A 24104-nucleotide genomic window follows, 5' to 3' on the forward strand; every position below is an offset into this window, starting at 1 on the left:
TCCATACCCCATACCCCCGAAGGCCCTTCGCTATGCGCACGAACGGATCACATCCACCCGGCCGCGACGGCGGGCGCGCTCACGATTAGCAGGAGCAGATCCAGCGGCGCGTTGCCGGCCGGTCGCGCCTCGACGGCATCCCGGACGCAGCGCACGTCTTCGCGCGTCGGTTTGCGGTGCCGCAGGTACAGGGCGACGGCGTCAACGCTGGCCCGGGGCTGCGGTTTGGCGACGATCAGCCCGCCGCCGGGCCCCCGGCGCATGTGCGCCACGGAATGATATTCAAGCAGCCGCACCGCTTCCCGGAACACCGCACGGCTCACCCGGTAGCGCTCCAGCAGCGCGGTCTCGGTGCCGAAGAGCGAGCCGACCCGCCAGCCACCGGCGGCGATTTCGTCGCCGATGGTGGCTGCCAGCGTCTCGGCGAGTTTGCCGCGCGGACCGCGCTCGCCCGCACCGTCGCCGGGGTGATGCAGCCGGGCGGTCACCGCTTCGACGTGTCGTTCGCTAAGGGTCCTCGCCCGCGCCGAATCACCCGCGGCGACGGCGGCAACGATGCGGGAGTGGTCGCCGCGCACCCGGTCGATCGCCTCGGTTGCCTCGGTTGCCTCGGTTGCCGAGTCGGGCCGCGACCGCAGGGCGTATCGCGTGGTGAGCCTCATCAGGATGTCGATGAATAGTTGCAGCACAATGTTTTTCGATTGCGCCGCCACAGCGACGTGGAACTCGTCCCCCGGCGCCGTCGCACCCGGCTCCCAGCGCTCCTCGGCGCGCAACACCGCGCGCAGCCGCCCGATGCCGGCTTCGTCGATGCGTTCCGCGGCAAGCGAGGCCGCAAGGGGCTCGAGCACCAGGCGCGCGTCGAGCACGTCGGCCAACGTCGTGCCCAGGTACTCGAGATAGATCACGACGGCGCGGGCCGCGGGTCCGGCGTCGGGCTCGCAGATCAGCAGCCCGCCGCCCGGTCCGCGGCGCATGCGGGCGACCTGATGGTGTTCGACGAGGCGAACGGCCTCACGCAGCACCGATCGGCTCACGCCGTAGCGTTGCCGCAGGGCCTGTTCGGAGCCCAGCGATTCGCCGATGGTCCAGCCGCGGCGAACGATGTCCGCCTCGATGTCGCGGGCAACCTTCGAAGCCAGCTTGTCCACGCTCATCTGTGGCTCAATTACACTGCCCTGCAAGCTATCTCAGCATGTCAGCAGCATGCATCCGGCGACGGGGCCGCCGCCGACGGAAACCACGCCGACCTCGGGGCGTTTCGACACTTGCCGCTCCCCCGCTTCGCCGCGCAATTGCAAGCACCCCTCGTGCAGCGCCCAGTACCCGTGCATGCGCCCGGCCGACAGTTGGCCGCCGTACGTGTTGAGCGGCAGTTCGCCGTCGCGGGCGATCCGCGCGCCGCCCTCGACGAACGGTCCGGCCTCGCCGTCGCCGCACACCCCCAGCGCTTCCAGCCACGCGATGGTGAGAAACGTGAAGCCGTCGTACAACTCGGCGACGTCGAGGTCGGCCGGCGTCAGCTGCGTGCGCGACCACATCTGCGCCGCCGCGTCCGACATCGCCATCTTGGGGTAGTCGTCGCGGTGGAACCAGCCGCCGGCGCCGTCGGAACCCCCGATCGCCTCCACCGCCACCGCGCGGTGCGGGCAGTCGCGGGCGTACTCCGCGTGCGACACCACCACCGCGACCGAGCCGTCGATGGGGACATCGCAGTCCAGCAGCCCGAACGGGGTCGACACGAGCCGGGCGCCGAGGTAGTCGGCCATGGTCATCGGTTCGCGGTACACCGCAAGGGGATTCAACGCGGCGTTGCGCCTGCCGTTGAGCGCCAACCAGCCCAGCTGTTCTTTGGTGGTTCCGTACAGCTCCATGTGGCGACGGCAGTTGAGCGCCAGCCAGTTCGCGGCCGAATAGGCTTGGGCCGCAATAAGTTCGTTGACATCGTCCATCGCGCCGACGGCCGGCCTCGCTGCGCCTTCCGGGGTTTCGAACATGCGCGCCAGCGGTGGGGCCGGCGCATTCTCCTGGGGTTTCACCGGAACCGTGCCGCCGAGCATCTGTATCGTCCGGTAGACCACGACGTGGCGAGCCCGCCGCTCGGCGACCGCGCGGCACGCCGACATCACCGGATTCAGCAGGCCGCCGGTGCCGAATCCGGCTCCGCAGTCGGCCGCTTGGATCTTCAATTCGGTGTTGACGTCTTCGGCCGGGGTGTCGCCGAGGGTCGCGATCCCGTCGATGTCGGCGGGCGTCAGGCCGGCGTCCTCGATGGCGGCCCGGACCGCCTCCATGGTCAGCGCCAGACCCGGGATGCCGGTGCGGCGGCCGATTCGCGAGATGCCGTTGCCGGACACGATCGCGTCCTTTTCGAAATGCCGCATATGCACCGCCCGTCAGGCCGAACCCAAACCAATAGAGTGTACTGTATTGGTCGTGTCAGCCCGGCCGGCGTCCCCGCTGCTCATCGAGCGTTGCGACGAGTGCGCGCGCTGGGTGCATCCCGCGGCCGGCGAGTGCCGCGGGTGTGGCGGCCCGCTGGTGGCGCGGCCGGTTTCCGGGCGCGGCACGGTGTTCACCTACACGGTCAACCATCACCCGTACAACCCGGAGATCCCGACCCCTTACGTGATCGCCATCGTCGAGCTCGCCGAACAGGATGGGCTGCGGGTGGCCGCCAACATCGTTGGCTGCGAACCGGATTCGGTGACGTGCGGGATGCCCGTCGAGATCCGGCCGGAGAGGGGCGCCGGCGGCGCGCCGCTGTTCGGGCCCGCCTGACCCGCCGCGCCCGCCTGACCCGCCGCGAGCGTGCGCAGAATGCCGGCCGGCCACGGCGCGTCGCGTACAAACACGCACGCTCGGGGGAGGGTGCCCCCAGCTCGCGAGAGGGAAGTCAGTTGATTAGGGGGTCGCGCGGCATGCCGAGAATCCGCTCGGCGATCTGGTTGCGGGTCACCTCCGACGTGCCGCCGGCGATCGCCATGCCGCGGGCGCCCATCACCATGCGGCCGGCCAGGGCGCCCGGCCCGTCGAGCAGCGCGACCTCGGGCCCGGTCAACGCCGCCGAGATCACGGCACCCTCGACCATGTGCTCCGCCAGCTTCAGCTTGGTGACGTTGCCTTCCGGGCCGGGGCCGGCCCCTTCGACGCTGCGGGCGGCGCGACGCAGGTTCAGCAGCCGCAGCGCGTGATCCTCGGCGAGGTAGTACCCAACCCGAACGCCCGCGCCCGCCAACCGATCTGACGCCTGGGCCAGCCGCACCAGTTTCGCCGCCAGACCCTCGTAGAACGACCCGCTGCCGCCGATGCTGACCCGCTCATTGCCCAGCGTCGCCCGCGCGACCGTCCACCCGGAGTTGGGCGCCCCGACGACGTCCTCGTCGGGAACGAACACGTCGTTGAAGAACACCTCGTTGAATTCCGAGCCGCCGGTGATCTGGCGCAGCGGCCGCACCTCGACGCCCGGGCCCTTCATGTCGATGATCACCGTGGTGATGCCGGCGTGCTTGGGCGCGTCCGGGTCGGTGCGCACGGTGGCCAGGCCGCGGGCGCAGTACTGCGCCCCGCTGGTCCACACCTTCTGTCCGTTGATCTTCCAGCCGCCGTCCACCCGGGTGGCGCGGGTCTTGACCGATGCCGCGTCCGACCCGGCGTCGGGCTCGGAGAACAGCTGGCACCAGATCTCGTCCTGGCGCAGCGCCTTCTCCACGAATCGTTCGATCTGCCAAGGGGTTCCGTGCTGGATCAGCGTCAGGATCACCCACCCGGTGATCGAGTAGTCGGGCCGCTTGATGCCGGCCGCACGGAACTCCTCCTCGATCACCAGCTGCTCGACCGCGTCGGCGGCGCGGCCCCACGGCTTGGGCCAGTGCGGCATCACGTAGCCGGTCTCGATCAGCTTGTCGCGCTGCGCCGTCTCGTCCAGGGCCGCGATCTCGGCGGCGTCGGCGCGGATCCGGGTGCGCAGCTCCTCGGCCTCGGCCGGCAGGTCCAGGCTGTTCTCCCGGACGGCGCCCGCCGCGGTGCGCCCGAAGACGTCGGCGGCCGGTGCGTCCCCGCCGAACAGCGCCGCGGTGACCAGCGCCCGGCGCAGGTGTAGGTGCGCGTCGTGCTCCCACGTGAAGCCGATGCCGCCGTGCACCTGGACGTTGAGTTCGGCGTTGCGCGCGTAGGCCGGGAACGCCAGCGCCGCGGCCACGGCGGCGATCAGGCGGAACTGCTCCTCGTCCTCGGATGCCGCGCGCGAGGCGTCCCAGACCGCGGCGGTCGCCGACTCGGCGGCCACCAACATGTTGGCGCAATGATGCTTGACCGCTTGGAAAGTGGCGATGGTGCGGCCGAATTGCTGGCGCACCTTGGCGTAGCCGACGGCGGCGTCGACGCAGTCCGCCGACCCGCCCACCGCCTCGGCGGCCAGCAGGGTGCGCGCGCGGGCGAGCGCCGATTCCCGCGCCCCCGGCACGACGTCGTCGGCGGTGACGCTGACGCCCTCCAGCCGGACGCGTCCGGAGCGCCGGGTCGGATCGAGGTTGTCGGGCACCTCAACCGACACGCCCTCGCGATCGCGTTCCAGCAGCAGCACGTCGTCGCCGGCGGCGACCAGCAGCAGCCCGGCCAGCCCGGCGCCCAGCACGACGCCGGCCTCGCCGTCGGCCAGCCCGTCCTCGAGCCGCACCCGGCCGTCCAAACCGATTCCCGCGGTGACGGTTCCGTCGATCAGCCCGGGCAGCAGCCTCGACTTCTGTTCCGCGGTGCCGTCTTTGGCGATCACCGCCGACGCGATCACGGTCGGCACGAACGGTCCCGGCGCCACCGCCCGGCCCAGCTCCTCGATCACCACCACGAGTTCGGGCAACCCGTAGCCGGACCCGCCGTGCTCCTCGTCGATGTGTAGGCCGAGCCAGCCGACCTCCACCAGGTTCTGCCAGAACGGCGGCCGCGATTCCTCGGCCGCGTCCAGCAGGGATCGCGCCGCCCAGCGCGCCTTCTGCGCGGTCAGGAACGCGCGGGCCACCCCGGCGAGCTCGCGATGGTCGTCGGTCAGTGCGATACCCATGGGCCCTCCTCGCGCCGCTACCCGCGGCCGCCTAAAGAGTGTACTTATTTCGGCGCGAACCGCTGCCCGGCGTCCAGCCGCAGGCACTGGCCGTTGAGCATCGGGTTGTCGACGATGGCCGCCGCCAGCTTCGCGTACTCGATGGGCCGGCCCATCCGCTTGGGGAAGGCCGCGTCCTTGACGAGCTGGGACGCCATCTCGTCGGGGACCATCGCGGTCAGCCCCGTCAGGAACAGGCTCGGGGCGATGGCCAGCACCCGGATCCCCATCGACCCCATGTCGCGCGCCATGGTCAGGCACATGCCCGCGATGCCCGCCTTGGCGGCGGTGTAGGCGATCTGCCCGATCTGGCCCTCGAAGGCGGCGATCGACGCGGTGTTGATGATGACGCCACGCTCGTCGTCTTCGGGCTCGTTCTTGGCCATGTGCGCGGCGGCCAGCCGGCTGATGTTGAAGGTGGCGATGAGGTTGAGATCGATCACGGACTGGAAGGATTCGAGGTCATGGGGACCGGACTTGGTCAGCGTCCGCTTGGCGATGCCGCCGCCGGCGGTGGTCACCGTGACGTGCAGGCCGCCCAGCTTGTCGACCGCGGTCTGCAGCGTCTCCTCGGTTCCGGTGAAGTCGGTGACGTCGACCGGGTAGAACGCGCCGCCGATGGCCTCGGCTACTTCCTTCCCGTCGGAGCCCTCGCGGTCGAGCACCGCCACGTCCGCCCCGCGTTCGGCCAGCAGCTCGGCGGTGGCGCGACCCATCCCCGATGCGCCGCCGATGACGACGACCTTCTTCCCGTTGATCTCCATCCGGACCTCCTTGTCAGACGTGTCAGAATCCCTGCGATCTGTAACGTTACGTAGGCACGCTAGCGCGCCGGTCGCCGAGGGGTGTCGGCGAGTCATGCCAAGCTGATGTCGTGCTCCTCCTCGACGTCGCAAGCACATCGCTTAATGTCAGCGGCACGTCGTCGCGCCTGGCCAAGGTCGCCCACATCGCCGACCTGCTGCGGCGCGCCGCGGCCGATCCCGACGTGGTCGCCATCATCGTGCCATGGCTCTCGGGTGAGCTGCGCCAACGCCAGATCGGCGTCGGCTGGGCGGCGCTGCGGTCGCGTCCGCCGCCGGCGCCGCATCCGGCGCTGACCGTCGTCGGCGTGGACGCCGCCCTCTCGCAGATCGGGGCCGTGTCGGGCAAGGGCGCGCAGGCGCGGCGCGGCGAACTCCTCCACGCGTTGTTCGCCGCCGCGACCGAAGCCGAGCAGGCGTTTCTGCTGCGGCTGCTGAGCGGCGAACTGCGTCAGGGCGCGCTGGCCGGGATCATGGCCGACGCGGTGGCCAAGGCCGGCGGGGTCCCGGCCGCCGCGGTGCAGCGCGCCGCGATGCTGGGCGGGGACCTGCCGGCGGTCGCGGCGGCCGCGCTGTCCGGCGCGGCCCTGGATTCGTTCGCCCTGCGGGTGGGCCGGCCGGTCGGCCCGATGTTGGCACAGACCGCGACCGACGTGACCGACGCGCTCGAACGTCATGGTGGCACAGCCATTTTCGAGGCAAAGCTGGACGGCGCACGAGTGCAGATCCACCGCGCCGGGGATGAGGTGACGGTCTACACCCGAAGCCTTGACGACGTCACCGCCCGGCTGCCCGAGGTGGTGGAGGCGACGCTGGCGCTGCCGGTGGACCGGCTGATCGCCGACGGTGAGGCGATCGCGCTGCGGCCCGACAACCGGCCGCACCGCTTCCAGGTCACCGCCTCCCGGTTCGGCCGGTCCGTCGACGTGGCGGCCGCGGTTGCCGCGCAGCGGCTTTCGGTGTTCTTCTTCGACATCCTGCACTGCGACGGCCTGGACCTGCTCGACGCGCCGGCCACCGACCGGCTTGCCGCCCTGGACGCGCTGGTGGCGCCGGCGCACCGGGTCGATCGGCTGATGACGTCGGACCCCGCCGAGGCCGCCCGCTTCCTGGGCGCCACCCTGGCCGCGGGCCACGAGGGAGTGATGGCCAAGGCGCCGGACGCGCCCTACCTCGCGGGCCGTCGCGGAGCGGGCTGGCTGAAGGTCAAGCCGGTGCACACGCTGGATCTGGTGGTGCTCGCCGTGGAGTGGGGATCTGGGCGCCGCCGCGGGAAACTCTCCAACATCCACCTGGGCGCGCGTGACCCGGCCACCGGCGAATTCGTCATGGTGGGAAAGACTTTCAAGGGCATGACCGACGCGATGCTGGACTGGCAGACGGCCCGGTTCGCCGAACTCGCCGTGGGCGGGACGGACGACTACGTCGTCCGGCTGCGACCCGAGCAGGTGGTCGAGGTGGCCCTGGACGGCGTGCAGAAGTCGTCGCGCTACCCCGGCGGGCTGGCGCTGCGGTTCGCCCGGGTGGTGCGCTACCGCGACGACAAGAGTCCCGCCGAGGCCGACACCATCGACACCGTGCGCGCGCTGTATTGATCCGCCGCGGCGTGGGGCGGCATCGTGCTGATGGGTGTGACCGATCCGCTGGGTGGCATCAACACGCTGTTCCCGCTGTTCGGTATCGCCAACCAGCTGCTGGCGGCGATCGCGCTCGCCGAGTTGCGCCCGGTGACGCGGTGGGGGTGACGCACGTTCCGGCTCGAGCGGTAGCAGCGGGCCCGCAGACGTAACGAAGGCGAGCCCTTTTCGGAAATTCATTTCGCCACCGAGGCCCCCCGAAAAGGACACGCCATGATCAGCACCAGCATCGCGGCCGTTCTCAGGCCGGCGCTGGCCGGTGCGGCCGCCCTGGGGATGGCCGCGGGCCTCGCGGCGGCCACCGCGCACGCCGCACCCGGCGCCGCCGACCCGCCGCGCGGCGCCGGCACGCTTTACGGCGACCCGGCGGCGGCCGCCCCATTCTGGCGCTATCAGGGATACGACGACGACTGCGTGGAAATGGCGGTCGCCGACGTGGTCGGCGAGCTGACCGGTCACCGGCCCGCCGAGCGGGCCGTCATCAGGGTGGCCCAATCCACGCCCAGCACCGTGCACCCCGGACCGATCTACACCAAGCCGAAGAAACGCAAGCCCGGCAGCGGCACCTCGTTCGACGACGAGCCGGCGCTGCTCGCGCGCTACGGCGTCCACGCCGCGACAACCGGCGGGGGCATGACCGCGCTCGAGCAGGATTTGGCCAACGGCCGCAAGGTGATCGCCGGGGTCAACGCCGAACTCATCTGGCGCGAGCCGGTCGAGGACAAGACCGCGGACGGCAAACCGGAAGCCAACCACGCCGTGGTGGTGACCGGCGTGGACACCGCGGCCGGCATCGTGCACCTCAACGACAGCGGCGACGAGAAAGGCCGCGACGAGCGCGTGCCGATCGACGTCTTCGCCCGATCGTGGGCCAGCAGCGACGACCAGATGACGGTCACCGGCTAGAGGCGACCGGAACGCCGTTTCGTCGCCAGGACGTGGGCTGGCGTTCACGTGGCTGACGTCAATTCCGCGCCTGGTGTGCAAAGACCCCTGCGAAACTGACGGCCTGCGCGCCGCCGGGCGGATCGGTGTCGTGCCACCACCATCTCTAGGGAGTAGGACTCACGATGACCGATGTCGAGCAGACGCCCCCCGCCGGAATGACCACCAGCCCCACGCGGGCCGACCTGGTCGAGCACTCCCGCACCGGGATGGGCGCGGCCGCGCTGCAGCGGGCGATCACCGACCACCTGCGCTACTCGGTCGGCCGTCCGGCCGCGGCCCTGCGGCCCGAGCACTACTACCGGGCGCTCGCGCTGGCCGTGCGGGACCGCATGCAGGACCGCCGGGTGGCGTCGACGCAGACCTCGCTGGACCTCGGCCGCAAGGTGACCTGCTACCTGTCGGCCGAATTCCTGATGGGCCCGCAGCTGGGCAACAACCTGCTGAACCTCAACCTGGAGCGGGCGGCCAAGACCGCGCTCGCCGCGATGGGCCAGGACCTCGACGAGGTCCTGGCGTGCGAGGAGGAACCGGGACTGGGCAACGGCGGCCTCGGCCGGCTGGCCGCGTGCTACCTGGACTCGCTGGCCACCCTGGAGCGCCCCGCGATCGGCTACGGCATCCGCTACGAATTCGGCATCTTCGACCAGGAGATCCGCGACGGCTGGCAGGTCGAGCAGACCGACAACTGGCTGGACAACGGAAACCCTTGGGAGATCGCCAAACCCGACGTCAACTACCCGGTCAAGTGGGGCGGCTACGCCGAGCACTACACCGACGACACCGGCCGCGACCGCGTCCGCTGGGTGCCGGGGCGGCTGCTGAAAGGCGTCGCCTACGACACGCCGATCCAGGGCTACGGCGTGAACACCTGCAACGTGCTGACGCTATGGAGCGCGCGGGCCGTCAAGTCGTTCGCGTTGGAGGCCTTCAACACCGGCGACTACTACAGGGCGGTCGAGGACGAGGTCACCTCCGAGACAGTCACCAAGGTGCTCTACCCCAACGACGAACCCGAGGCCGGCAAGCGGCTGCGCCTACTTCAGCAGTACTTCTTCGTGTCCTGCTCGCTGCAGCACGTGCTGCACATCGTCGATGATCTAGCTGACCTCTCCGTCAAAGAACTCCCCCAACGATTCGCCTTGCAGCTCAACGACACCCACCCCTCGATCGGGGTGGCCGAGCTGATGCGGCTGCTGGTCGACGAGCGCGAGTTGGCCTGGGACGAGGCGTGGGACATCACCGTGGCGACGTTCGGCTACACCAACCACACCCTGCTGCCCGAGGCGCTGGAGACCTGGCCGCTGGAGATGTTCGCCGAGTCGCTGCCGCGGCACCTCGAGATCATCTACGAGATCAACCGCCGCTTCCTCGACGAGGTGCGCGCCCGGTTCCCCGGCGACGAGGACCGGGTGCGCCGGATGTCGCTGATCGGCGAGGACGGCGCCAAGTTCGTCCGGATGGCGCACCTGGCGACCGTCGGCAGCCACGCCATCAACGGCGTCGCCGCGCTGCACTCGGAGCTCCTGAAAGCCAGTGTGCTCAAAGACTTTTACGAATTGTGGCCGGAGCGATTCAGCAACAAGACCAACGGCGTGACCCCGCGCCGCTTCCTCGCGCTGGCCAACCCCGGCCTCCGCGAGCTGCTGGACCGCACCGTCGGTGACGGCTGGCTGACCGATCTGGGCCGCCTGCGCGGACTGGAGCCGTTCGTCGAGGACGCATCCTTCCGCGCGCAGTGGCGCGACATCAAGCGCGGCAACAAGGCGCGCCTGGCGAAGTACCTCCGCTCGGTGGCGGGTGTCGAGCTGAGCCCGGACTGGATGTTCGACGTTCAGGTCAAGCGCATCCACGAGTACAAGCGCCAGCACCTCAACGTCCTGCACATCGTCGCGCTCTACCACCGGCTCAAGCAGAACCCCGGCCTGTCAATCCCGCAGCGCGCCTTCATCTTCGGCGGCAAGGCCGCCCCCGGCTACTTCATGGCCAAGCGAATCATCAAGCTGATCAACGCCGTCGGGGAAACGGTCAACGCCGACCCGGACGTCAACCGGTTCCTGAAGGTGGCCTTCGTGCCGAACTTCAGCGTGAAGAACGCGCACCTGATCTACCCGGCCGCCGACCTGTCCGAGCAGATCTCCACCGCCGGCAAGGAAGCCTCGGGAACCGGGAACATGAAGTTCATGATCAACGGCGCCCTGACCATCGGCACGCTCGACGGGGCCAACGTCGAGATGCGCGACGAGGTCGGCCCGGAGAACTTCTTCCTGTTCGGCCTGACCGAGCAGGAGGTCGAGGCCGTCAAGACCGCCGGATACCGCCCCGCCGATTACATCGACGGCAACGACGAGCTGCGCGCGGTGCTGGATCTGATTGCCGGCGGGACGTTTTCGCGCGGCGACACCGAGGTGTTCCGGCCGCTGGTGGACAACCTGCGCTACGACGACCCCTTCCTGGTCTGCGCCGACTACGCGTCCTACGTCACGTGCCAGGAGCGGGTGAGCGCCGCGTGGCAGGACAGGGACTCGTGGACGAAGATGTCCATCCTGAATACCGCACGCAGCGGCAAGTTCTCGTCGGATCGCGCCATCACCGAGTACTGCGATGAAATCTGGAACGTGTGGCCGCTGACCGTGAAGATGTGACGCCGGGCTGCGGCCACTTGACGAAGTAGCTCGCGAGCACGACTATCCCGCCAACCAAATAGAGCGTTGTCGACGTGTTGAAGCCGAAGAAAACCACCATTTCGACCGCATAGGCCACAAAGGACAGGCCGAGCGCGAGACCAAAGGGGACGCTGAACGCTTGGAGAATGATCAGGATCAGCAGGAAGCTTGTCTTCGCGAAGTACGCCTCCTGCGCGATGTGCAACGCGGTTTCCGGTGAGGTGGCGACCTGATATTTCGCGAAAATGTCGCGCCCCGCGAAGAAGTCGTTCTGCATACGCGCGTTCACAAACAAGTAGCCCGCCACCACGACGAAGATGGCGATTCTGTTGGGCGACAGCGCAGTTCTGTTGATCGAAATCGAACGCAGCGCGGTGGACATGAGCTTCTCCCGTGTCGACGTGGTTGATGTCAGGCGCCACGAGCGTTGCCGACCGGACATGCTAACGAGCGGAAGTGAAGGAAACCCGTCCGGACATCATCGCCGGTGAAGGAATCAGGCGGATGCGGGGATGGGGGCCCAGGGATCGACCGGCACCATGTCGCGGGCGCGGCCGTCGGCGTCGAGCAGTCGTCCGAAGGACTTGACCGGCCGGAGCACCATCTGGGTGCTCAGCACCGTCGCGCCGGGGAACGTCTCGTGCAGCCGGGCGGAGAACTCGGCGAGCGCGCCGGCCTCATGGACTTGGACCGTGACGAACAGATGGGCCGGGCCGCCGATGATGGCCGCGCAGACCCGCGTCTCGGGCCACGGCACCAGTGCGCGCCCGACGTCGGCGACCGCGGTGTCGGAAGCCAGCCGCAGGGTAAGCACCGCGCTGGTCGGCCAACCGGCAACCGCGCGAGCGAAATCGGCGCGGAAGGTGACCGAGCCCGAACCGGTCAACACCTCCAGGCGCCGCCGCACCGAGGTCTCGCTGCGGCCCAGTTCGGCTGCCAGGTCGCGATAGCTGAGCCGGCCATCGCGCTGCAACGACAGATACAGGCGGCGGTCGAACTCGTCGAACACGTGGCGGACCGGCCTGGGGGCGGGTGGCGCGACCTCCCTGGCCTGGCGGGCACTGATTGCGCCCAGCCGCCAGTACGTGCCGCTGAACATCTGGAACACCGTGGCCGTCTGGACGCTGCGAATCGCGGGGATTCCCGGCAGCACGTCTATCAACAGCCTCGCCAGCCCGGGCTGGTCGGCGGCGGCGACGAGCGCGTAGACGTTGTAGCGACCCGTGGTGATGTGGACGCTGAAAACCTGTGCTATCGCCGCCAACCGGTCGGCCACGGATTGCGCTGCGCCGGGCTCACATTCGGCCTCCAACAACGCGCCCACCGCCGGGAACCGAGGGCCGATCGCCGAAGACACCCACGCGTACCCGCCGTCGACCAGCCGTCGCCATCGCCGCGCCGCGGTGACCCCGGAGATGTCCAGCACCCGGCCGATCTCGTCGAAACTCGCCCGCGGATTGACGTGCAGCGCGTCGAGGACCGCAATGTCGACCTCGTCCACGTCCACGTCGACGACCTCAACGCGTGGCGCTGTAGCCGGGCAGATTCGGCACTCCGCCGGCGGTCAGCCAACCTCCGCCGTCGACAACCAGTATTGTCCCGGTCACGTAGGAGGCCGCGTCGCTGGCGAGGAACAGCACCGCTTCGGCGACCTCGGTCGTCGAGCCGGGACGCTGCAAGGGGTTATGGGCGGTGCGGCGCTGGTCGTCGCCGGTGATCCGCTTGACTCCCTCGGTCCCCGACATCGCCCCGGGCGCAACAACATTGACCCGCACCCCGTCGGGCCCCCATTCGATCGCGCAGGCGCGGCTCAGCGCGTCGATACCGGCCTTGGCCGAAACGACGTGCGCCTGCAGGGCCATACCGCGATACTGGATCGCCGCGCTGATGTTCACCACGGCGCCGCCGTGGTCGCGCAGCCATAGGTCATACGCCGCCTTCGATACGTTGAACGTCCCCAGGAGGTCGATGTCGACGACGGCTTTGAATCCGTTGGAGCTGAGGTCGCTGATCGGGACGGGGAAGTTTCCGGCGGCATTGTTGACGACGATGTCGAGTTGCCCGAACGCTCGCAACACATCCTCGACGACCGCGGTCACCTCGTCGTCGCGGCGGACGTCGCAGACGCCGTAGACGGCCTCGATCCCGTCCTGCCGCAACGCCGCAACGGCCGCTTGAAGATTGGCTTCCTTCCGGCTGCAGAGGGCGACGCGAGCGCCGTGACCGCCCAACACCCGGGCGATCTCCAGGCCGAGCCCGGTGGCGCCGCCGGTGACCAGCGCCGCCTTGCCCTGGAGAAGATCGGTTCGGAACGGGCTGCGGCGCGTGGTCACGGCGACGAGCCTCCGGTCTGCGATTCCAGCTCCGATATCAGGGAGGCCAGGCCGAGGATCCGTTGCGCGTCGCGCACGTGCAGGCTCTCGATCATGCGGCCGTCCACCGTGATGACGCTGTCCCCGACGGCCTGGGCGCGCTCGTACGCCGACACGATTTTGCGGGCGTCGGCCAGCTCCAGATCCGACGGGCCGAACACGTCGTTGGCCGGGGCGATTTGAGACGGATGGATCAGGGTCTTGCCGTCGAAACCCATCTCGCGACCCTGCCGGGCCTCGGCCCGAAAGCCGGCGCCGTCGGCGATGGTGTTGAACACACCGTCCAAGATGACCTTCCCGGCCGCCCTGGCGCCCAGCACGGCCAACGACAACGCCGGTACTACCGGTGCACGCCCGGGCACGTGCAGTCCATGCAGCTCGTTGACAAGATCGTTGGTGCCGACCACCAGCACGGCCAAGCGATCGCTGGCCGAGGCGATCTGCTCCGCCCTCAAGAAGGCGCCGGGCGTTTCGATCATCGCCCAAAGGCGCAAAGACTCCGGCGCACCGAGCGCGGCGAGCGCGGCGTCGAGTGCCCGAACCTGTTCGCCTGTTTCGACTTTCGGCACGAGCACCCCGTGCGCGGCCGAACCCGCCGCGGCGGTCAGATCGTCGTCGTGCCAGTCGGTGCCCACGCCGTTGATGCGCACCACGATCTCGCGAGGCCGGTATCCTCCGGACGAGATCGCGTCGCACACCTTCGCCCTCGAGTCCGCTTTGGCGTCGGGGCCGACGGCATCCTCGAGGTCGAAAATCAACACGTCCGCCGGCAGCGTTTTCCCCTTCTCCAGCGCCCGGGCGTTGTTCCCGGGCAAATAGAGGGCCGATCGGCGCGGGCGCAGGGTCGGTGCCATGGACTCGTTCGTTGAGGCGGATCGCTTTCGCGGTGGAAGCAATAGGAGCGTACTCGAACAGAGGTCATCTCCGTAAAAGGTGGCTGACCTGTGAAAAGGCGTATCGGCTACTCCGTGCCGACCTCTGGGCCGCTCAGAACCGTCCGCTCGGCGGCCAGTCGCGCACGCACTGACTGTACAGTGATGGCGGCGCGCGAATGGTCGGCGACCACCGCGTCATACGCGGTCGCGACCTCGCCACGAAGCCAGGCGTCAACAGCCTGATCACGGGCGAACAACGCCCGCAGACCCTCGCGGATCACTTCACTCTCGCTCGCGTACTCCCCCGAGTTCACCCGCTGGCGCAGCGCATCAGCCATATCGTTCGGGAGCGTGATGCTCAGTTGCCGCGTCATTCGCATGGCCGAATCTTCCCACCGCAATGTGACTGCCCGCGACACGTCCGCCTGGACGGTCAGATGCGCTGCGAGGGGACAGCATGGACTCGCGGTTTTCAACATTCGTGACTCGCCGTTTTCGACAGAACGGATTCGCTGTTTTCGACAGAACCCTGGCCCTAGCAATCAGGGCCCTCCCACGCGACGGTCCGTGGCGACCAGAACGGTTGGCGTCAAAATTGCCGCCAAACGGCTCTGAATGACCAGGTAACTGCATTTCCGTGGTGGAACTAAGGGGACTCGAACCTCTGACCCCGAACGGGTGTTTGTACCGACCCGTCGATCCCGTGCGACACTGGATGAATGAGTTCTCCGGCCAGCCGTCTGGATCGGGTTGCCGTCGATCCGGAGATCGTGCACGGGAAGCCCCGCATCAAAGGCACACGCGTGACCGTGCAGGTGATCCTGGAGCTCCTCGCCGCCGGCGAGACCATCGATGAACTGCTGAGCGAGTACGACGAGTTGACACGCGACGACGTTCTAGCCGCCCTTGAGTTCGCGGCGAACGTTGCGGGCGGCGCGCAGGTCCGCTCGTTCGTCGCCTGATCGCTCGCGGACCGCGACGTGAAGTTCATCGTTGATGCGCAACTGCCGGACGCGTTGGTGCGGCACCTGGTCGCTTTGGGTCATGACGCCGTGCACGTCAAGCAGCGGCCCGCGAATGGGCAGATGGGGCAGGAAGTCGGTAACGGGCGGGACGGGAACGGCCAGAGCGATTAGCCCGCGTGTGACTCCTCGTCACACTGGAACCAATGCTACTGTCGCACAACAGATTCCAACTACTTGAACTCGAAGTCCACCTCGGTCTCAGGATCGAGCCACGCCCAATTCGGCGACGGCCTGGCCTGCGCGCAGCAGAGTCATCCCGGTCGATTGCGAAAACGCGTATCGGGTAATCCATACCGATCTCCGGGCCGCTCAGAACCGCCCGCGATGCGGGAACGCAGCCAGTTTCTACGGAATAGCTCGACGAGCTGATCTTCCGCCTCAGGCGTGAAGACGACGGCGAGACTCACGCTCTCTCGGTCCGCTCGGCGACCAGTCGCACACGCACTGACTGTCCAGTAATAACGGCACGCGAATAGCGTGACCGACGACCGCCTGACCGCCGCGTCGTCGGGGGTTCTCACCAGCGGTGGGACAGACTTAGAAGCTGAGCGCGACACTCACCCGAGGTTGGCAGGCAATGACGCATTCATCTTTACAAACCATCATGATGATGTTTAATATCTATCATTGAGATAGTTTGTAAGGGTCAAAGAATCATGCTGTTTGAGGCACCGCATTTGAACGAACGGGAGTTAGAGGTCGTCGCAGAGATCGATGATCTCCGACACCGGCTGCGCTCCCGCATTTACGAACCGCGCCGCTGGACCGGTTCACTACGCCGCGTGCAATTCGCCCGTGCAGTCCAGGGGTCGAACAGTATCGAGGGGTTCGAGGCCAAGCTGGACGACGCCGTGGCAATCGAGATGGGCGAAGACGCACTCGATGCCAGCGAAGAAACCAGTCTGGCGATCAAGGGCTACCGAGACGCGATGACCTACGTGCTGCAACTTGCCGAGGAACCGCGCTTCCAATTCGGCGAGCAACTAGTCAAGAGTCTTCACTTCATGATGACCAGCTACGACCTGAAGAACCGCCCTGGTCGTTGGCGTACGGGTCCAATCTACGTGCAGAAAGAAGAGACCGGCGAGATCGTCTACGAGGGTGTTGACGTTGCCGACATGGACCGTCTGATGCACGAACTCGTTTGCCGCCTTGAAAACGACGAAAACATGCCGATTGTCGTCAAGGCGGCGATGGCCCACCTCAATTTGGTGCTGATCCATCCTTTCCGAGATGGAAATGGCAGGATGGCGCGCTGCCTTCAGACCCTGGTGCTGGCCCGGGAAGGGATTGTCTCCCCGGTGTTTTCGAGCATTGAGGAGTATCTGGGCCGGAACACGCGCTCCTACTACGACATTCTCGCCGAGGTTGGGCACGGCTCATGGCAACCGGCTAACGATGCTCGCCCCTGGGTCCAGTATGTCCTGACTGCACACCTCCGTCAGGCAAAGACGGTTCTGCGGCGCACGCGGGAAATCGAAGAGATCTATATCGAGTTGGACCGTGTCGTGGCTCGTTACAACTTGCCGGAAAGAACAATGGAGGCCCTCTTCGATGCCGCTTCGGGCCTACGCGTGCGCCGCGCCGTGTATCGCGCGATTTTGGAGGGCCAAAGCGACGCTCCGGTCAGCGAACAGACGGCCACCCGCGACCTTCAGAACCTCACCAGCCGCGGGCTCCTCATTCCGCACGGTGAACGGCGCGGGCGCTTCTACACCGCGGGCAAGGAACTAGCCGATATTCGTAAGAGGGTGATCGGACGGCGCAACCCTCGCGACGAGTCAGATCCATTCGAGACGAAGGCTAATTCAGTGCCGCCCGCCCAAACGAAGTTGTTCTAACAAACCCGCTGCCCAAGCGTAGGTCGCCACCGATATCGTCGCCGCTTGGCGCGGCCATACCAATGACACAGGCAGACGATTGGGCGGATCATGGACGGCCGTTTCACCACCGCGTCGGCGGCGTTCTCGACCGCGATAGAAAACCGCTCTGCCCGGGACTCGAAGCCCCAGACTCCCCTCGGCAAGTCAGCCCTCTTGGTAGCTCCAACCGTGCATTTGCGTTGCAATCTCGTCGAGATCGGAGATCGCGCCGGTGGCCGCCCCGATCACAAAGCCGAAGCGCTCATCCTCCGGCGCACTAATCCACTGAGCGTTGATGGCCAGGAAAGTCCGGCAGGCTGTCCACGCAAGTCGCTTGTTGCCATCCACCAGCGCATGATTCCGTGCCAGCGAATGCAGCAGCGCGGCGGCCTTTAGGTGGAGATCTGGGTAAGCATCCTGTCCAAACACCGACGCGCGAGGTCGCGCCAGAGCTGATTCAAGCAAGCCGTAGTCCCTGATTACGACATGCCTACCAATGGCCTCTCGGGCAATTTCCAGCAGATCTTCGAGATCCAGGTAGTCAGTCATGCATCCTTAAGGCGCTCCAAAACCCCGGCCTCCTCGCGAACTACGCGCTGCAGCGCCGCGGCGACCTTGGCCTTGTGCGCCCGCCGGGCGATGTACTCGTCGATGGCCGATAGCGCAACGGCCTGCATCGACCGGCCTTCGGCGGCGGCCTGCCGGCGCAGCGCTTCTGCCTGCTGCTCACTGGGGCGCAGAGTCATTCCCATGGCCTGGATGATACCTGTTTGATACCACCGTGGCACCGCGTCGATCGCTTCTCGGACTCTCACCCGTGGCAAACACAAAACTCGCCCTGATTCACATCAATGAGGGTGGTCATAGGCGATCGACCAGTCGAGCGGCGGGACCCACGAGTACCTGTTTATCGGCCTCTCGGCGGAGGTCGATAAAGGAGAGTGTCATGCCGCGCAGCTTGCGATCCGACTCCGACACAGTGTCCTATGGTGCATCACCCGCGCGGCGGTAGCCCGCGCCCGCCTGGTAGGGCGCGGGCGTTAAACAAGTTGGCCTAGCGGTGCCTGCCAGAGCTTTCCGCCCAAAGGCTTGAGACAATCACCTCGTGTCCACCGAACCCCAACATCCACCATCGGCCGCGTCGAAACCGCCGGGAGTGCATGTCACGCCCGAGGACTTAGAGAGGTTCGGCGACGAGGAGCAGGTGCGCGCGGCGTGGGATGAGGGCCGGCTCCGCGACGAGCAACCGCCGCACCACCGCTAGCGTGGCGCGTGGCCACCTGCCACCAGAACTACAGCGCGAACAAGAACGTCGGCACCATGCGAGGCAAAGCCCTGCGCGAGGCGGACCCGTGCTGGCCGTTGATCCACCGCTGAAGCTGCTGGAAATTGGTCTACAGCTGGCTGCCGGGTCATCAGGGTGGGCAGCGGCGACGAAGGCTCTTGATTAGCAGGCCTTGAATCAGTCACATAGCAGGGACTGAATCAGTCAATTCGCACCGCACACCCGAAGATCGCTGGCCCAGCTCAGGGATCAAGGCTCGGGCCGCTTAGGTGTCCGAAAAGTGGAGCTAAGGGGACTCGAACCCCTGACCCCCACACTGCCAGGGTGAAAGCGATTGTTCCGGTCCGTTCCGCTGTGTCTACAGAGCGGCCATCTGTGCAGCTAGATGAACAATTCTCATGCTGATGCGTCCAGCGTGTGTCGGCGGGTCGTCGCGTGTCTTAGGACATCGCTAGGACGCGACGGACACGTGTTCGCAGTTTCTTGGCCCCTAGTTCTACACTCGGCCCGCACTGGCCTGAATCGAGGTTGATGCGGGTGATCGCGATCGCCGCTATGGTGGCCTGCAAATCGTTGTCGATCTCGCCGGCGAGGTAGCCCAGCGCCATCTCCGCCACCTTACTCGCCGCCGGTCATCGGCGACACGGAACGTCTACAGGTACGATTACCTGTAGACGTTCCGTTTCATTTTTTTCCCGGAGGGAGGTGGCGCTGGTGGATGCCCTGACGCCGAGCACTGCGGCGCAGGCCGGCCTGTCGCGCAGCGCACTCTACCGCGGCGCGCGTGCTGGTCGCTTGGACCGCATCGCCCGCGGTATCTACCTGCCTGCGGAGGCCTCGGCTGCCGACTGGGATCTGCTCGAGGCCGCGACCCGCCGCCCGGATGCCACGATCTGCCTGATCTCCGCGCTCGCCCATTACGACCTGACCGACGCAATCCCCGTCGCGCTGGACGTCGCGATCCCACGGGGGTCGAGGACACCCGCGAGCACGGGTGCGATCGCATGGCATCAATTCGACCGGGCCACATTCGAGATGGGGCGCGAAGAGATCACGATCCCGGGATCGGATCAGACGATCGGGATCTACTCGCCTGAGCGGTCGATCGCCGACGCGTTCCGGCTCCGTGGCGGGGTCGGATACGAACTGGCGCGCGACGCGCTGCGCGAATGGCTGCGCCGCGGTGGCAAACCGGCCCGGCTGATCGAGATCGCGTCCCGCCTACCGCGGGCGAAGTCCCCGATCCTGCAAGCATTGGACATGGTGGGATGAGCGCCGGCGACGCGGTGTTCCACCGGATCCAGTCTGTCGCCCGTTCCGCAGCGGCCAACAGCGGGACCGGCGCACCGACGCGCGAGTACCTGATTCGGCACACCCTCGAATCGTTCCTGGACCGACTCACCCGCACCTCCCATGCCGGCGACTTCGTCCTCAAGGGCGGGGTTCTGCTCGCCGCCTACGGGGCACGGCGCCCGACGAAGGATGCCGACTCCAACGCCATCCAGGCTGACGTCACCGCCGAGCATCTCGCCCAGGTGGTCCGTGACATCGCCGCGACCGACGTCGATGACGGTGTGGTGTTCGACCTCGACATGATTGGCGTGCAGGAGATCCGCGAGCAGACCGACTACCCGGGCCTGCGCGTACGGGTCGCCGTATCGATCGGACCGTGGAAGGGCGCCGCGGCCTGGGATGTATCCACCGGAGATCCTATCGTTCCGCCTCCCCGCCAGGTGACCATCGACCGGATCCTCGGCGACCCGATCACGCTGCTCGGTTACGCGCCCGAGACCACCATCGCCGAGAAGGGCGTCACCATCCTCGAACGCGGCATCACCAGTACCCGTTGGCGTGATTACGTCGACATCGTCCAGCTCGACCGCCACGGCATCGACCCCGATGAACTGCTCCGCTCGGCACGGGCCGTCGCGCGTCACCGCGCCGTTACCCTCGAACCCGTCGCTCCGCATCTGGCCGGTTACGGCGAGGTCGGACAAGCGAAATGGGCCGCATGGCGCCGCAAGGAACACCTCGAATCCGCCTGCGAGGAGAACCTCGATGACCAGATCACCCTGGTCGCCTCCTGCCTCGATTCCGTCTTTGCCCACGGCCCCGAATAGACTGAGGCAATAGTGATCATCCCAGTCAGAGGCGCCTGCCGAGCATCACTTCGCAGGTCGAGTCGGATGCGCCGCAGCCAGGTAACTGCCGCTAGACCGGTTCCAGACTGACCTTGGCGCCGTGACGGCGAACGCTGCCGGCACCCGTGTCCATCAGCCGCGAACCGGGACGAACCGGACGCCGCGAGGCCTCCACGGGAACGAATTCATCGACGAGTCAGGGTCGAACAAGTGCTTGATACGCTGTTGGATGGCCCAAGCAGCACGGGCGAAAGCGATGAGGAATGCCAGAGGAAGCCGACGACTACCGACACCCGAAGTGCTACGCAAAAACACGGGGCGGATGCTCCACAAAGATTTCCGGCGAGCACTACGTTTCGCACGGATTGATCAAGTTGTACGGAAAGAACGATCCCGGCTTCACGATCCAGCACAAGACCGGCAAAGGCGTTGGCCACCCGATCCGGCCGAAGAACTTCAAGGCGAACATTCTGTGCCAGAAGCACAACACAGCGCTGCATCCGGCGGATGACGCTGCGCTGGCGTTCGCAACGTTTCTGCGCCGCATCGCTCTTCAGTACGATGCCGGGGCTGGCGAGTGGGGTGACGCCGAGGAAGTCACTATCTCTGGCGACGATATGCAGCGGTGGGTGTTGAAGCTGTTCCTGAATCACGCTGTGACAGGACACTTTGACGTACAGCAGGACAACACTGTCACGTTTCCGTCAGAGTCTATTGATTTGTTGCTGGATCGTGCGGCCTGGCCGTCAACGTGGGGTTTGACAGTGCCAGGCGAAACGAGAAGCAAAGACGTTCGGGCTTGCCCGTTCCAACCCATAGACGTAGTCAACAGCCACTGGTGGGGTGTTGCGCCTTTTGTCCACAAGGACAAAACATGGATTGGGGGCGGGATAGTCGACCTGGCCCATGTCAGCTTCGGCCTGACGCTATTCAACCCGGGACGCGGGATGCCGGGGTGGGACAACCCTGGCAATCACCTACACGGATCGCTGCAACGGCCGGCGTTTATCAGTTGGGAGCTGGAGGGCTTGGAAAAGCGCATCAACTTCACGTGGGATTATCCGCTACACCACTTAGGAATAACTTACGCGCTGCGACCTCAGAACAAGGCCGACCGGCTCGCCGGGAAACTGCCGGTCGGACAACACATCTGGCTTGAGTAGATCACTACGCTTTACGTCGCAGCGGAACCTAGCTGCGGAAATAATTCGCGGGGTGGGCCGGGCTCCAACCCGCGACCAACGGATTCGCGATTCAGGGTTCTCGTTGACTGCTCGAAAAGACCGGTAAATTCTTGTGCGACAAGGCACTTGGGTACCCGTGGGAACCGACCAAACCTCAACGATTCCGGTCGATTCTCGGTCATTATCGATGAATAAAAGATGACGTAAACGGCGGCTTCGAACACATTATGCGAAACGCGGGACGTTGCCTCATATGATGGCTGGAGTGGCGAACCAGAAGCCCAGGATCACCACCGCCACCACAATCGGCCAAGCCTGGAAGGCGACACGTACCGGTATTGGCGCGTTACGTAGCTCCATGAAGTCCAGCACCACGTAGCTCACTTTCACCGCGGCGATCAGGAAAATCCCGACCACCGCGACGGCGGGGACGAACAAATCCTTCGACAGCCCCCATGTCGTCACGCAGGTCAACACCATCAAGCCCAGCCACACCATGGTGACCCGTTCGCGCCGTGCGGACATTAGATTGCCTTCTGTAGGTACAGGAGGGGAAAGATAACGATCCACAACAGGTCCACCAGGTGCCAGTAGGAGGCAACGCATTCCGGCACCACGCGTTGAAGGCTGCTGTAGGCGCCGCGCCGGGAGCGGATCCAGCAGGCTAGTGCCGGAAACAACATGTAGGAGATGGATCCCGGTCAGGGTGAAGTATGTAGAAGTCGTTGCTGGCCGGTCTGATGCCTTCGGCGAACTTCTCGAAGTACTCGACCGACCTGTGAAGACTTTGAAGACCAACTACCCGAAGAATTGCTGGTACGTTGCGGCCACGTGCGACGAGATCGCTGAATCGCCGTTGGGCCGGCGCCTGCTCGGCGAGGAGGTCGTGCTGTGGCGCGGGGCCAGTGGGCGGGTCACCGCATTCGTAAACCGTTGCGCGCACAGAGCGTTTCCGCTGTCGCACAGTAGCGTCGACGGAGACCGACTGGTCTGCGGTTACCACGGGTGTACCTACGACGCCGACGGCAGGTGCGTGCACATCCCGTCTCAGCCCCAAGTCCCGACTGGGATGAGGGTGCGTGTGTTCCCTGTCCTCGAGCAACCACCTTTCGTCTGGATCTGGCTGGGACCGCCGGCCGCTGCCGCCGGCAGCGAACCACCACACACCTTGTGGATCAACGACCCGGCGTGGACAACGTTCGCCAGTGCCTGGCAAGTAAGCGCCAATTACATGATGGTCCACGAGCATTACCTGGACTTCAGCTACGCGCCCATCCTTCATAGGCGTGATGTGCCCCCGGAGGTCGAGAGCATGCCGGCATTCAACGATGTCGAAGTTACGGAAACCACCGTGTCTTATACTCGGCTCCTGCCGGAGGCCCAGCTCACCGACTGGGAGGCCGATTCCACCGGGCTGGACCGCGGCCTCCTATACAAGCGTAGCGAGAGCGGCACCTTCGTCTCTCCGGCGATGCACCGCCAATATTGGGAGATTGCAACCGCGAACGGCGACGGATACACCACGACCCGAACCCACGGCATCACGCCCGAGACGGAAGCATCAACTCACGTGTTCATGCAGGCGTCCCGCAACTATCGGACCGATCGCGATGAGGTGACCACCCGTCTGCGGTCGTTCCTGTCCGAGGTTGCCGAACGCAACACTTCCATACTCGAGATGGCGTCCAGCCACTCCGGCTATGACAGGTGGCGGGGCGGCGTCGAATTCCAGGCGGACGCGGCTGCCCTGCGCGCTCGACGCATCGTGGGCGTGATGTTGGCTAAAGAAGCGGGCCGCTCCGCAATACGACCCGGTCTCGCGCCGAATACCAGGAGTGACGCACTGAGCCCTCTCCGCTCTGTCACGGCTAGTTGACCATTATTCAGCACTCGACCGCGCCAAGTCGATCAGGTGATGACTTCACCCGGCCGAATTCGCGCACGACGCAGCCTGCCCGATCATTCATGAGTGGGCATGTAAGCGGCGCATGGCCAGCCGGCGCATGATTCCATTTCATCGCTGCATCAAAAGGGTGACGTCGCAATCAACTCGGCGCGATCGAGCGCCGCTGCGCGGTGCACGTGCGCGACCCGATACTCCTCGCTGGTGACCATGCTCAAGAAAGCTTCTGGGGTTGGATACTCAACGACGACGATCATGTCCCACCACGGGCGTTGGCCGCTCCCAATGACATACAACGGCGAAGACCC

The 24104-nt window shown here is 66.4% G+C and carries 25 protein-coding genes and 3 pseudogenes; 14 read left to right on the plus strand and 14 right to left on the minus strand.

Going from position 1 to position 24104, the window contains the following annotated elements; all coding sequences use genetic code 11:
- Positions 1–128: 128 nt before the first annotated feature.
- Together G6N25_RS02785 and G6N25_RS02790 are read right to left on the minus strand one after the other, a co-directional pair.
- Positions 129–1157: pseudogene (locus G6N25_RS02785) on the minus strand (FadR/GntR family transcriptional regulator); the annotation flags it as partial.
- 33 nt (positions 1158–1190) lie between these two features.
- A complete protein-coding gene (locus tag G6N25_RS02790) occupies positions 1191–2384 on the minus strand; it encodes a thiolase family protein (protein WP_083074738.1) in 1194 nt (397 codons plus the stop codon).
- 52 nt (positions 2385–2436) lie between these two features.
- On the opposite strand from G6N25_RS02790, the gene G6N25_RS02795 reads away from it, so the two are divergent.
- Positions 2437–2781 (plus strand): Zn-ribbon domain-containing OB-fold protein, encoded by a 345-nt coding sequence (locus tag G6N25_RS02795; RefSeq protein ID WP_232065683.1) that lies wholly within the window; start codon positions 2437–2439, stop codon positions 2779–2781.
- A gap of 115 nt (positions 2782–2896) precedes the next feature.
- On the opposite strand, the gene G6N25_RS02800 is transcribed toward G6N25_RS02795, so the two are convergent.
- Both G6N25_RS02800 and G6N25_RS02805 read right to left on the minus strand, forming a co-directional pair.
- Entirely contained in the window at positions 2897–5059 is a 2163-nt protein-coding gene (locus G6N25_RS02800; RefSeq protein ID WP_083074736.1) for an acyl-CoA dehydrogenase, read from the minus strand.
- 44 nt (positions 5060–5103) lie between these two features.
- The gene (locus G6N25_RS02805; RefSeq protein WP_083074735.1) at positions 5104–5862 is read right to left on the minus strand and encodes an SDR family NAD(P)-dependent oxidoreductase; all 759 of its coding nucleotides are present in this window, start codon (positions 5860–5862) and stop codon (positions 5104–5106) included.
- Positions 5863–5972: 110 nt separating this feature from the next.
- Here G6N25_RS02805 and G6N25_RS02810 point away from each other — a divergent pair, with 110 nt between their 5' ends.
- The 4 genes and pseudogenes from G6N25_RS02810 (at position 5973) to G6N25_RS02825 (ending at position 11128) form a co-directional block, all read left to right on the plus strand.
- Positions 5973–7496 carry an ATP-dependent DNA ligase gene (locus G6N25_RS02810; RefSeq protein ID WP_083074733.1) on the plus strand — a complete coding sequence of 508 codons (1524 nt, stop codon included), beginning with the start codon at positions 5973–5975 and terminating at the stop codon, positions 7494–7496.
- Between the two features lie 6 nt (positions 7497–7502).
- Positions 7503–7631, plus strand: a pseudogene (locus G6N25_RS02815) (carbon starvation CstA family protein); the annotation flags it as partial.
- A gap of 120 nt (positions 7632–7751) precedes the next feature.
- A complete protein-coding gene (locus G6N25_RS02820; RefSeq protein ID WP_083074732.1) occupies positions 7752–8444 on the plus strand; it encodes a cysteine peptidase family C39 domain-containing protein in 693 nt (230 codons plus the stop codon).
- Positions 8445–8641: 197 nt separating this feature from the next.
- Positions 8642–11128: a glycogen/starch/alpha-glucan phosphorylase gene (locus G6N25_RS02825; protein ID WP_083074746.1), complete on the plus strand. Its 2487-nt coding sequence runs from the start codon at positions 8642–8644 to the stop codon at positions 11126–11128.
- On the opposite strand, the gene G6N25_RS02830 is transcribed toward G6N25_RS02825, so the two are convergent.
- The 5 genes from G6N25_RS02830 to G6N25_RS02850 all read right to left on the minus strand — a co-directional run bounded on the left by G6N25_RS02830 (position 11073) and on the right by G6N25_RS02850 (position 14770).
- Complete coding sequence (locus G6N25_RS02830; RefSeq protein ID WP_083074730.1) at positions 11073–11531, minus strand: hypothetical protein; 459 nt, start codon at positions 11529–11531, stop codon at positions 11073–11075. The two genes, G6N25_RS02825 and G6N25_RS02830, sit on opposite strands and share 56 nt — an antisense overlap.
- A 114-nt stretch (positions 11532–11645) precedes the next feature.
- The gene (locus tag G6N25_RS02835; RefSeq protein ID WP_083074729.1) at positions 11646–12656 is read right to left on the minus strand and encodes an Lrp/AsnC family transcriptional regulator; all 1011 of its coding nucleotides are present in this window, start codon (positions 12654–12656) and stop codon (positions 11646–11648) included.
- Positions 12657–12666: 10 nt separating this feature from the next.
- Positions 12667–13482 carry an SDR family oxidoreductase gene (locus G6N25_RS02840; protein WP_083074727.1) on the minus strand — a complete coding sequence of 272 codons (816 nt, stop codon included), beginning with the start codon at positions 13480–13482 and terminating at the stop codon, positions 12667–12669.
- Positions 13479–14375: an HpcH/HpaI aldolase/citrate lyase family protein gene (locus G6N25_RS02845; protein WP_083074726.1), complete on the minus strand. Its 897-nt coding sequence runs from the start codon at positions 14373–14375 to the stop codon at positions 13479–13481. Before G6N25_RS02845 ends, G6N25_RS02840 begins: the two co-directional genes overlap by 4 nt.
- A 107-nt stretch (positions 14376–14482) precedes the next feature.
- Positions 14483–14770, minus strand: coding sequence for a ribbon-helix-helix domain-containing protein (locus G6N25_RS02850; RefSeq protein ID WP_232065684.1), 288 nt, complete (start codon positions 14768–14770; stop codon positions 14483–14485).
- A gap of 345 nt (positions 14771–15115) precedes the next feature.
- Here G6N25_RS02850 and G6N25_RS02855 point away from each other — a divergent pair, with 345 nt between their 5' ends.
- From G6N25_RS02855 to G6N25_RS02865, 3 genes are all read left to right on the plus strand, one after another.
- A complete protein-coding gene (locus tag G6N25_RS02855) occupies positions 15116–15358 on the plus strand; it encodes a DUF433 domain-containing protein (RefSeq protein ID WP_083074724.1) in 243 nt (80 codons plus the stop codon).
- Between the two features lie 18 nt (positions 15359–15376).
- A complete protein-coding gene (locus G6N25_RS02860) occupies positions 15377–15532 on the plus strand; it encodes a DUF5615 family PIN-like protein (RefSeq protein WP_158084896.1) in 156 nt (51 codons plus the stop codon).
- A gap of 545 nt (positions 15533–16077) precedes the next feature.
- Complete coding sequence (locus tag G6N25_RS02865; protein ID WP_083074723.1) at positions 16078–17262, plus strand: Fic family protein; 1185 nt, start codon at positions 16078–16080, stop codon at positions 17260–17262.
- A gap of 186 nt (positions 17263–17448) precedes the next feature.
- Here G6N25_RS02865 and G6N25_RS02870 read toward each other — a convergent pair whose 3' ends face one another.
- Both G6N25_RS02870 and G6N25_RS02875 read right to left on the minus strand, forming a co-directional pair.
- On the minus strand, positions 17449–17832 hold the full coding sequence (locus G6N25_RS02870; RefSeq protein ID WP_083074722.1) for a type II toxin-antitoxin system death-on-curing family toxin: 384 nt from the start codon (positions 17830–17832) through the stop codon (positions 17449–17451).
- Positions 17829–18035, minus strand: coding sequence for a CopG family transcriptional regulator (locus G6N25_RS02875; protein ID WP_083074745.1), 207 nt, complete (start codon positions 18033–18035; stop codon positions 17829–17831). The genes G6N25_RS02870 and G6N25_RS02875 overlap by 4 nt, the downstream gene beginning before the upstream one ends.
- A 353-nt stretch (positions 18036–18388) precedes the next feature.
- Between G6N25_RS02875 and G6N25_RS23470 the strand changes: the two genes are divergently transcribed.
- Positions 18389–18547: a hypothetical protein gene (locus G6N25_RS23470; protein ID WP_169924620.1), complete on the plus strand. Its 159-nt coding sequence runs from the start codon at positions 18389–18391 to the stop codon at positions 18545–18547.
- A gap of 461 nt (positions 18548–19008) precedes the next feature.
- On the opposite strand, the gene G6N25_RS02880 is transcribed toward G6N25_RS23470, so the two are convergent.
- Complete coding sequence (locus G6N25_RS02880; RefSeq protein WP_155726932.1) at positions 19009–19176, minus strand: hypothetical protein; 168 nt, start codon at positions 19174–19176, stop codon at positions 19009–19011.
- A 97-nt stretch (positions 19177–19273) separates the two neighbouring features.
- On the opposite strand from G6N25_RS02880, the gene G6N25_RS02885 reads away from it, so the two are divergent.
- From G6N25_RS02885 to G6N25_RS02895, 3 genes are all read left to right on the plus strand, one after another.
- Positions 19274–19840, plus strand: a complete 567-nt coding sequence (locus tag G6N25_RS02885) for a type IV toxin-antitoxin system AbiEi family antitoxin domain-containing protein (RefSeq protein WP_232065685.1) — start codon at positions 19274–19276, stop codon at positions 19838–19840.
- Complete coding sequence (locus G6N25_RS02890; RefSeq protein ID WP_179961644.1) at positions 19837–20688, plus strand: nucleotidyl transferase AbiEii/AbiGii toxin family protein; 852 nt, start codon at positions 19837–19839, stop codon at positions 20686–20688. The genes G6N25_RS02885 and G6N25_RS02890 overlap by 4 nt, the downstream gene beginning before the upstream one ends.
- 284 nt (positions 20689–20972) lie before the next feature.
- Positions 20973–21872, plus strand: a complete 900-nt coding sequence (locus G6N25_RS02895) for a hypothetical protein (RefSeq protein WP_139825135.1) — start codon at positions 20973–20975, stop codon at positions 21870–21872.
- A 270-nt stretch (positions 21873–22142) separates the two neighbouring features.
- Here G6N25_RS02895 and G6N25_RS02900 read toward each other — a convergent pair whose 3' ends face one another.
- Positions 22143–22418: a cytochrome C oxidase subunit IV family protein gene (locus G6N25_RS02900; protein ID WP_062906455.1), complete on the minus strand. Its 276-nt coding sequence runs from the start codon at positions 22416–22418 to the stop codon at positions 22143–22145.
- Between the two features lie 253 nt (positions 22419–22671).
- On the opposite strand from G6N25_RS02900, the pseudogene G6N25_RS23680 reads away from it, so the two are divergent.
- A pseudogene (locus tag G6N25_RS23680) lies at positions 22672–22947 on the plus strand (Rieske 2Fe-2S domain-containing protein); the annotation flags it as partial.
- Positions 22948–22974: 27 nt separating this feature from the next.
- Positions 22975–23769 (plus strand): aromatic ring-hydroxylating dioxygenase subunit alpha, encoded by a 795-nt coding sequence (locus tag G6N25_RS02905; protein ID WP_232065908.1) that lies wholly within the window; start codon positions 22975–22977, stop codon positions 23767–23769.
- 149 nt (positions 23770–23918) lie between these two features.
- Here G6N25_RS02905 and G6N25_RS24075 read toward each other — a convergent pair whose 3' ends face one another.
- On the minus strand, positions 23919–24053 hold the full coding sequence (locus tag G6N25_RS24075; RefSeq protein ID WP_256250778.1) for a DUF1330 domain-containing protein: 135 nt from the start codon (positions 24051–24053) through the stop codon (positions 23919–23921).
- Positions 24054–24104 lie beyond the last annotated feature (51 nt).

Source organism: Mycobacterium heidelbergense (assembly GCF_010730745.1).
Classification (GTDB): Bacteria; Actinomycetota; Actinomycetes; order Mycobacteriales; family Mycobacteriaceae; genus Mycobacterium; species Mycobacterium heidelbergense.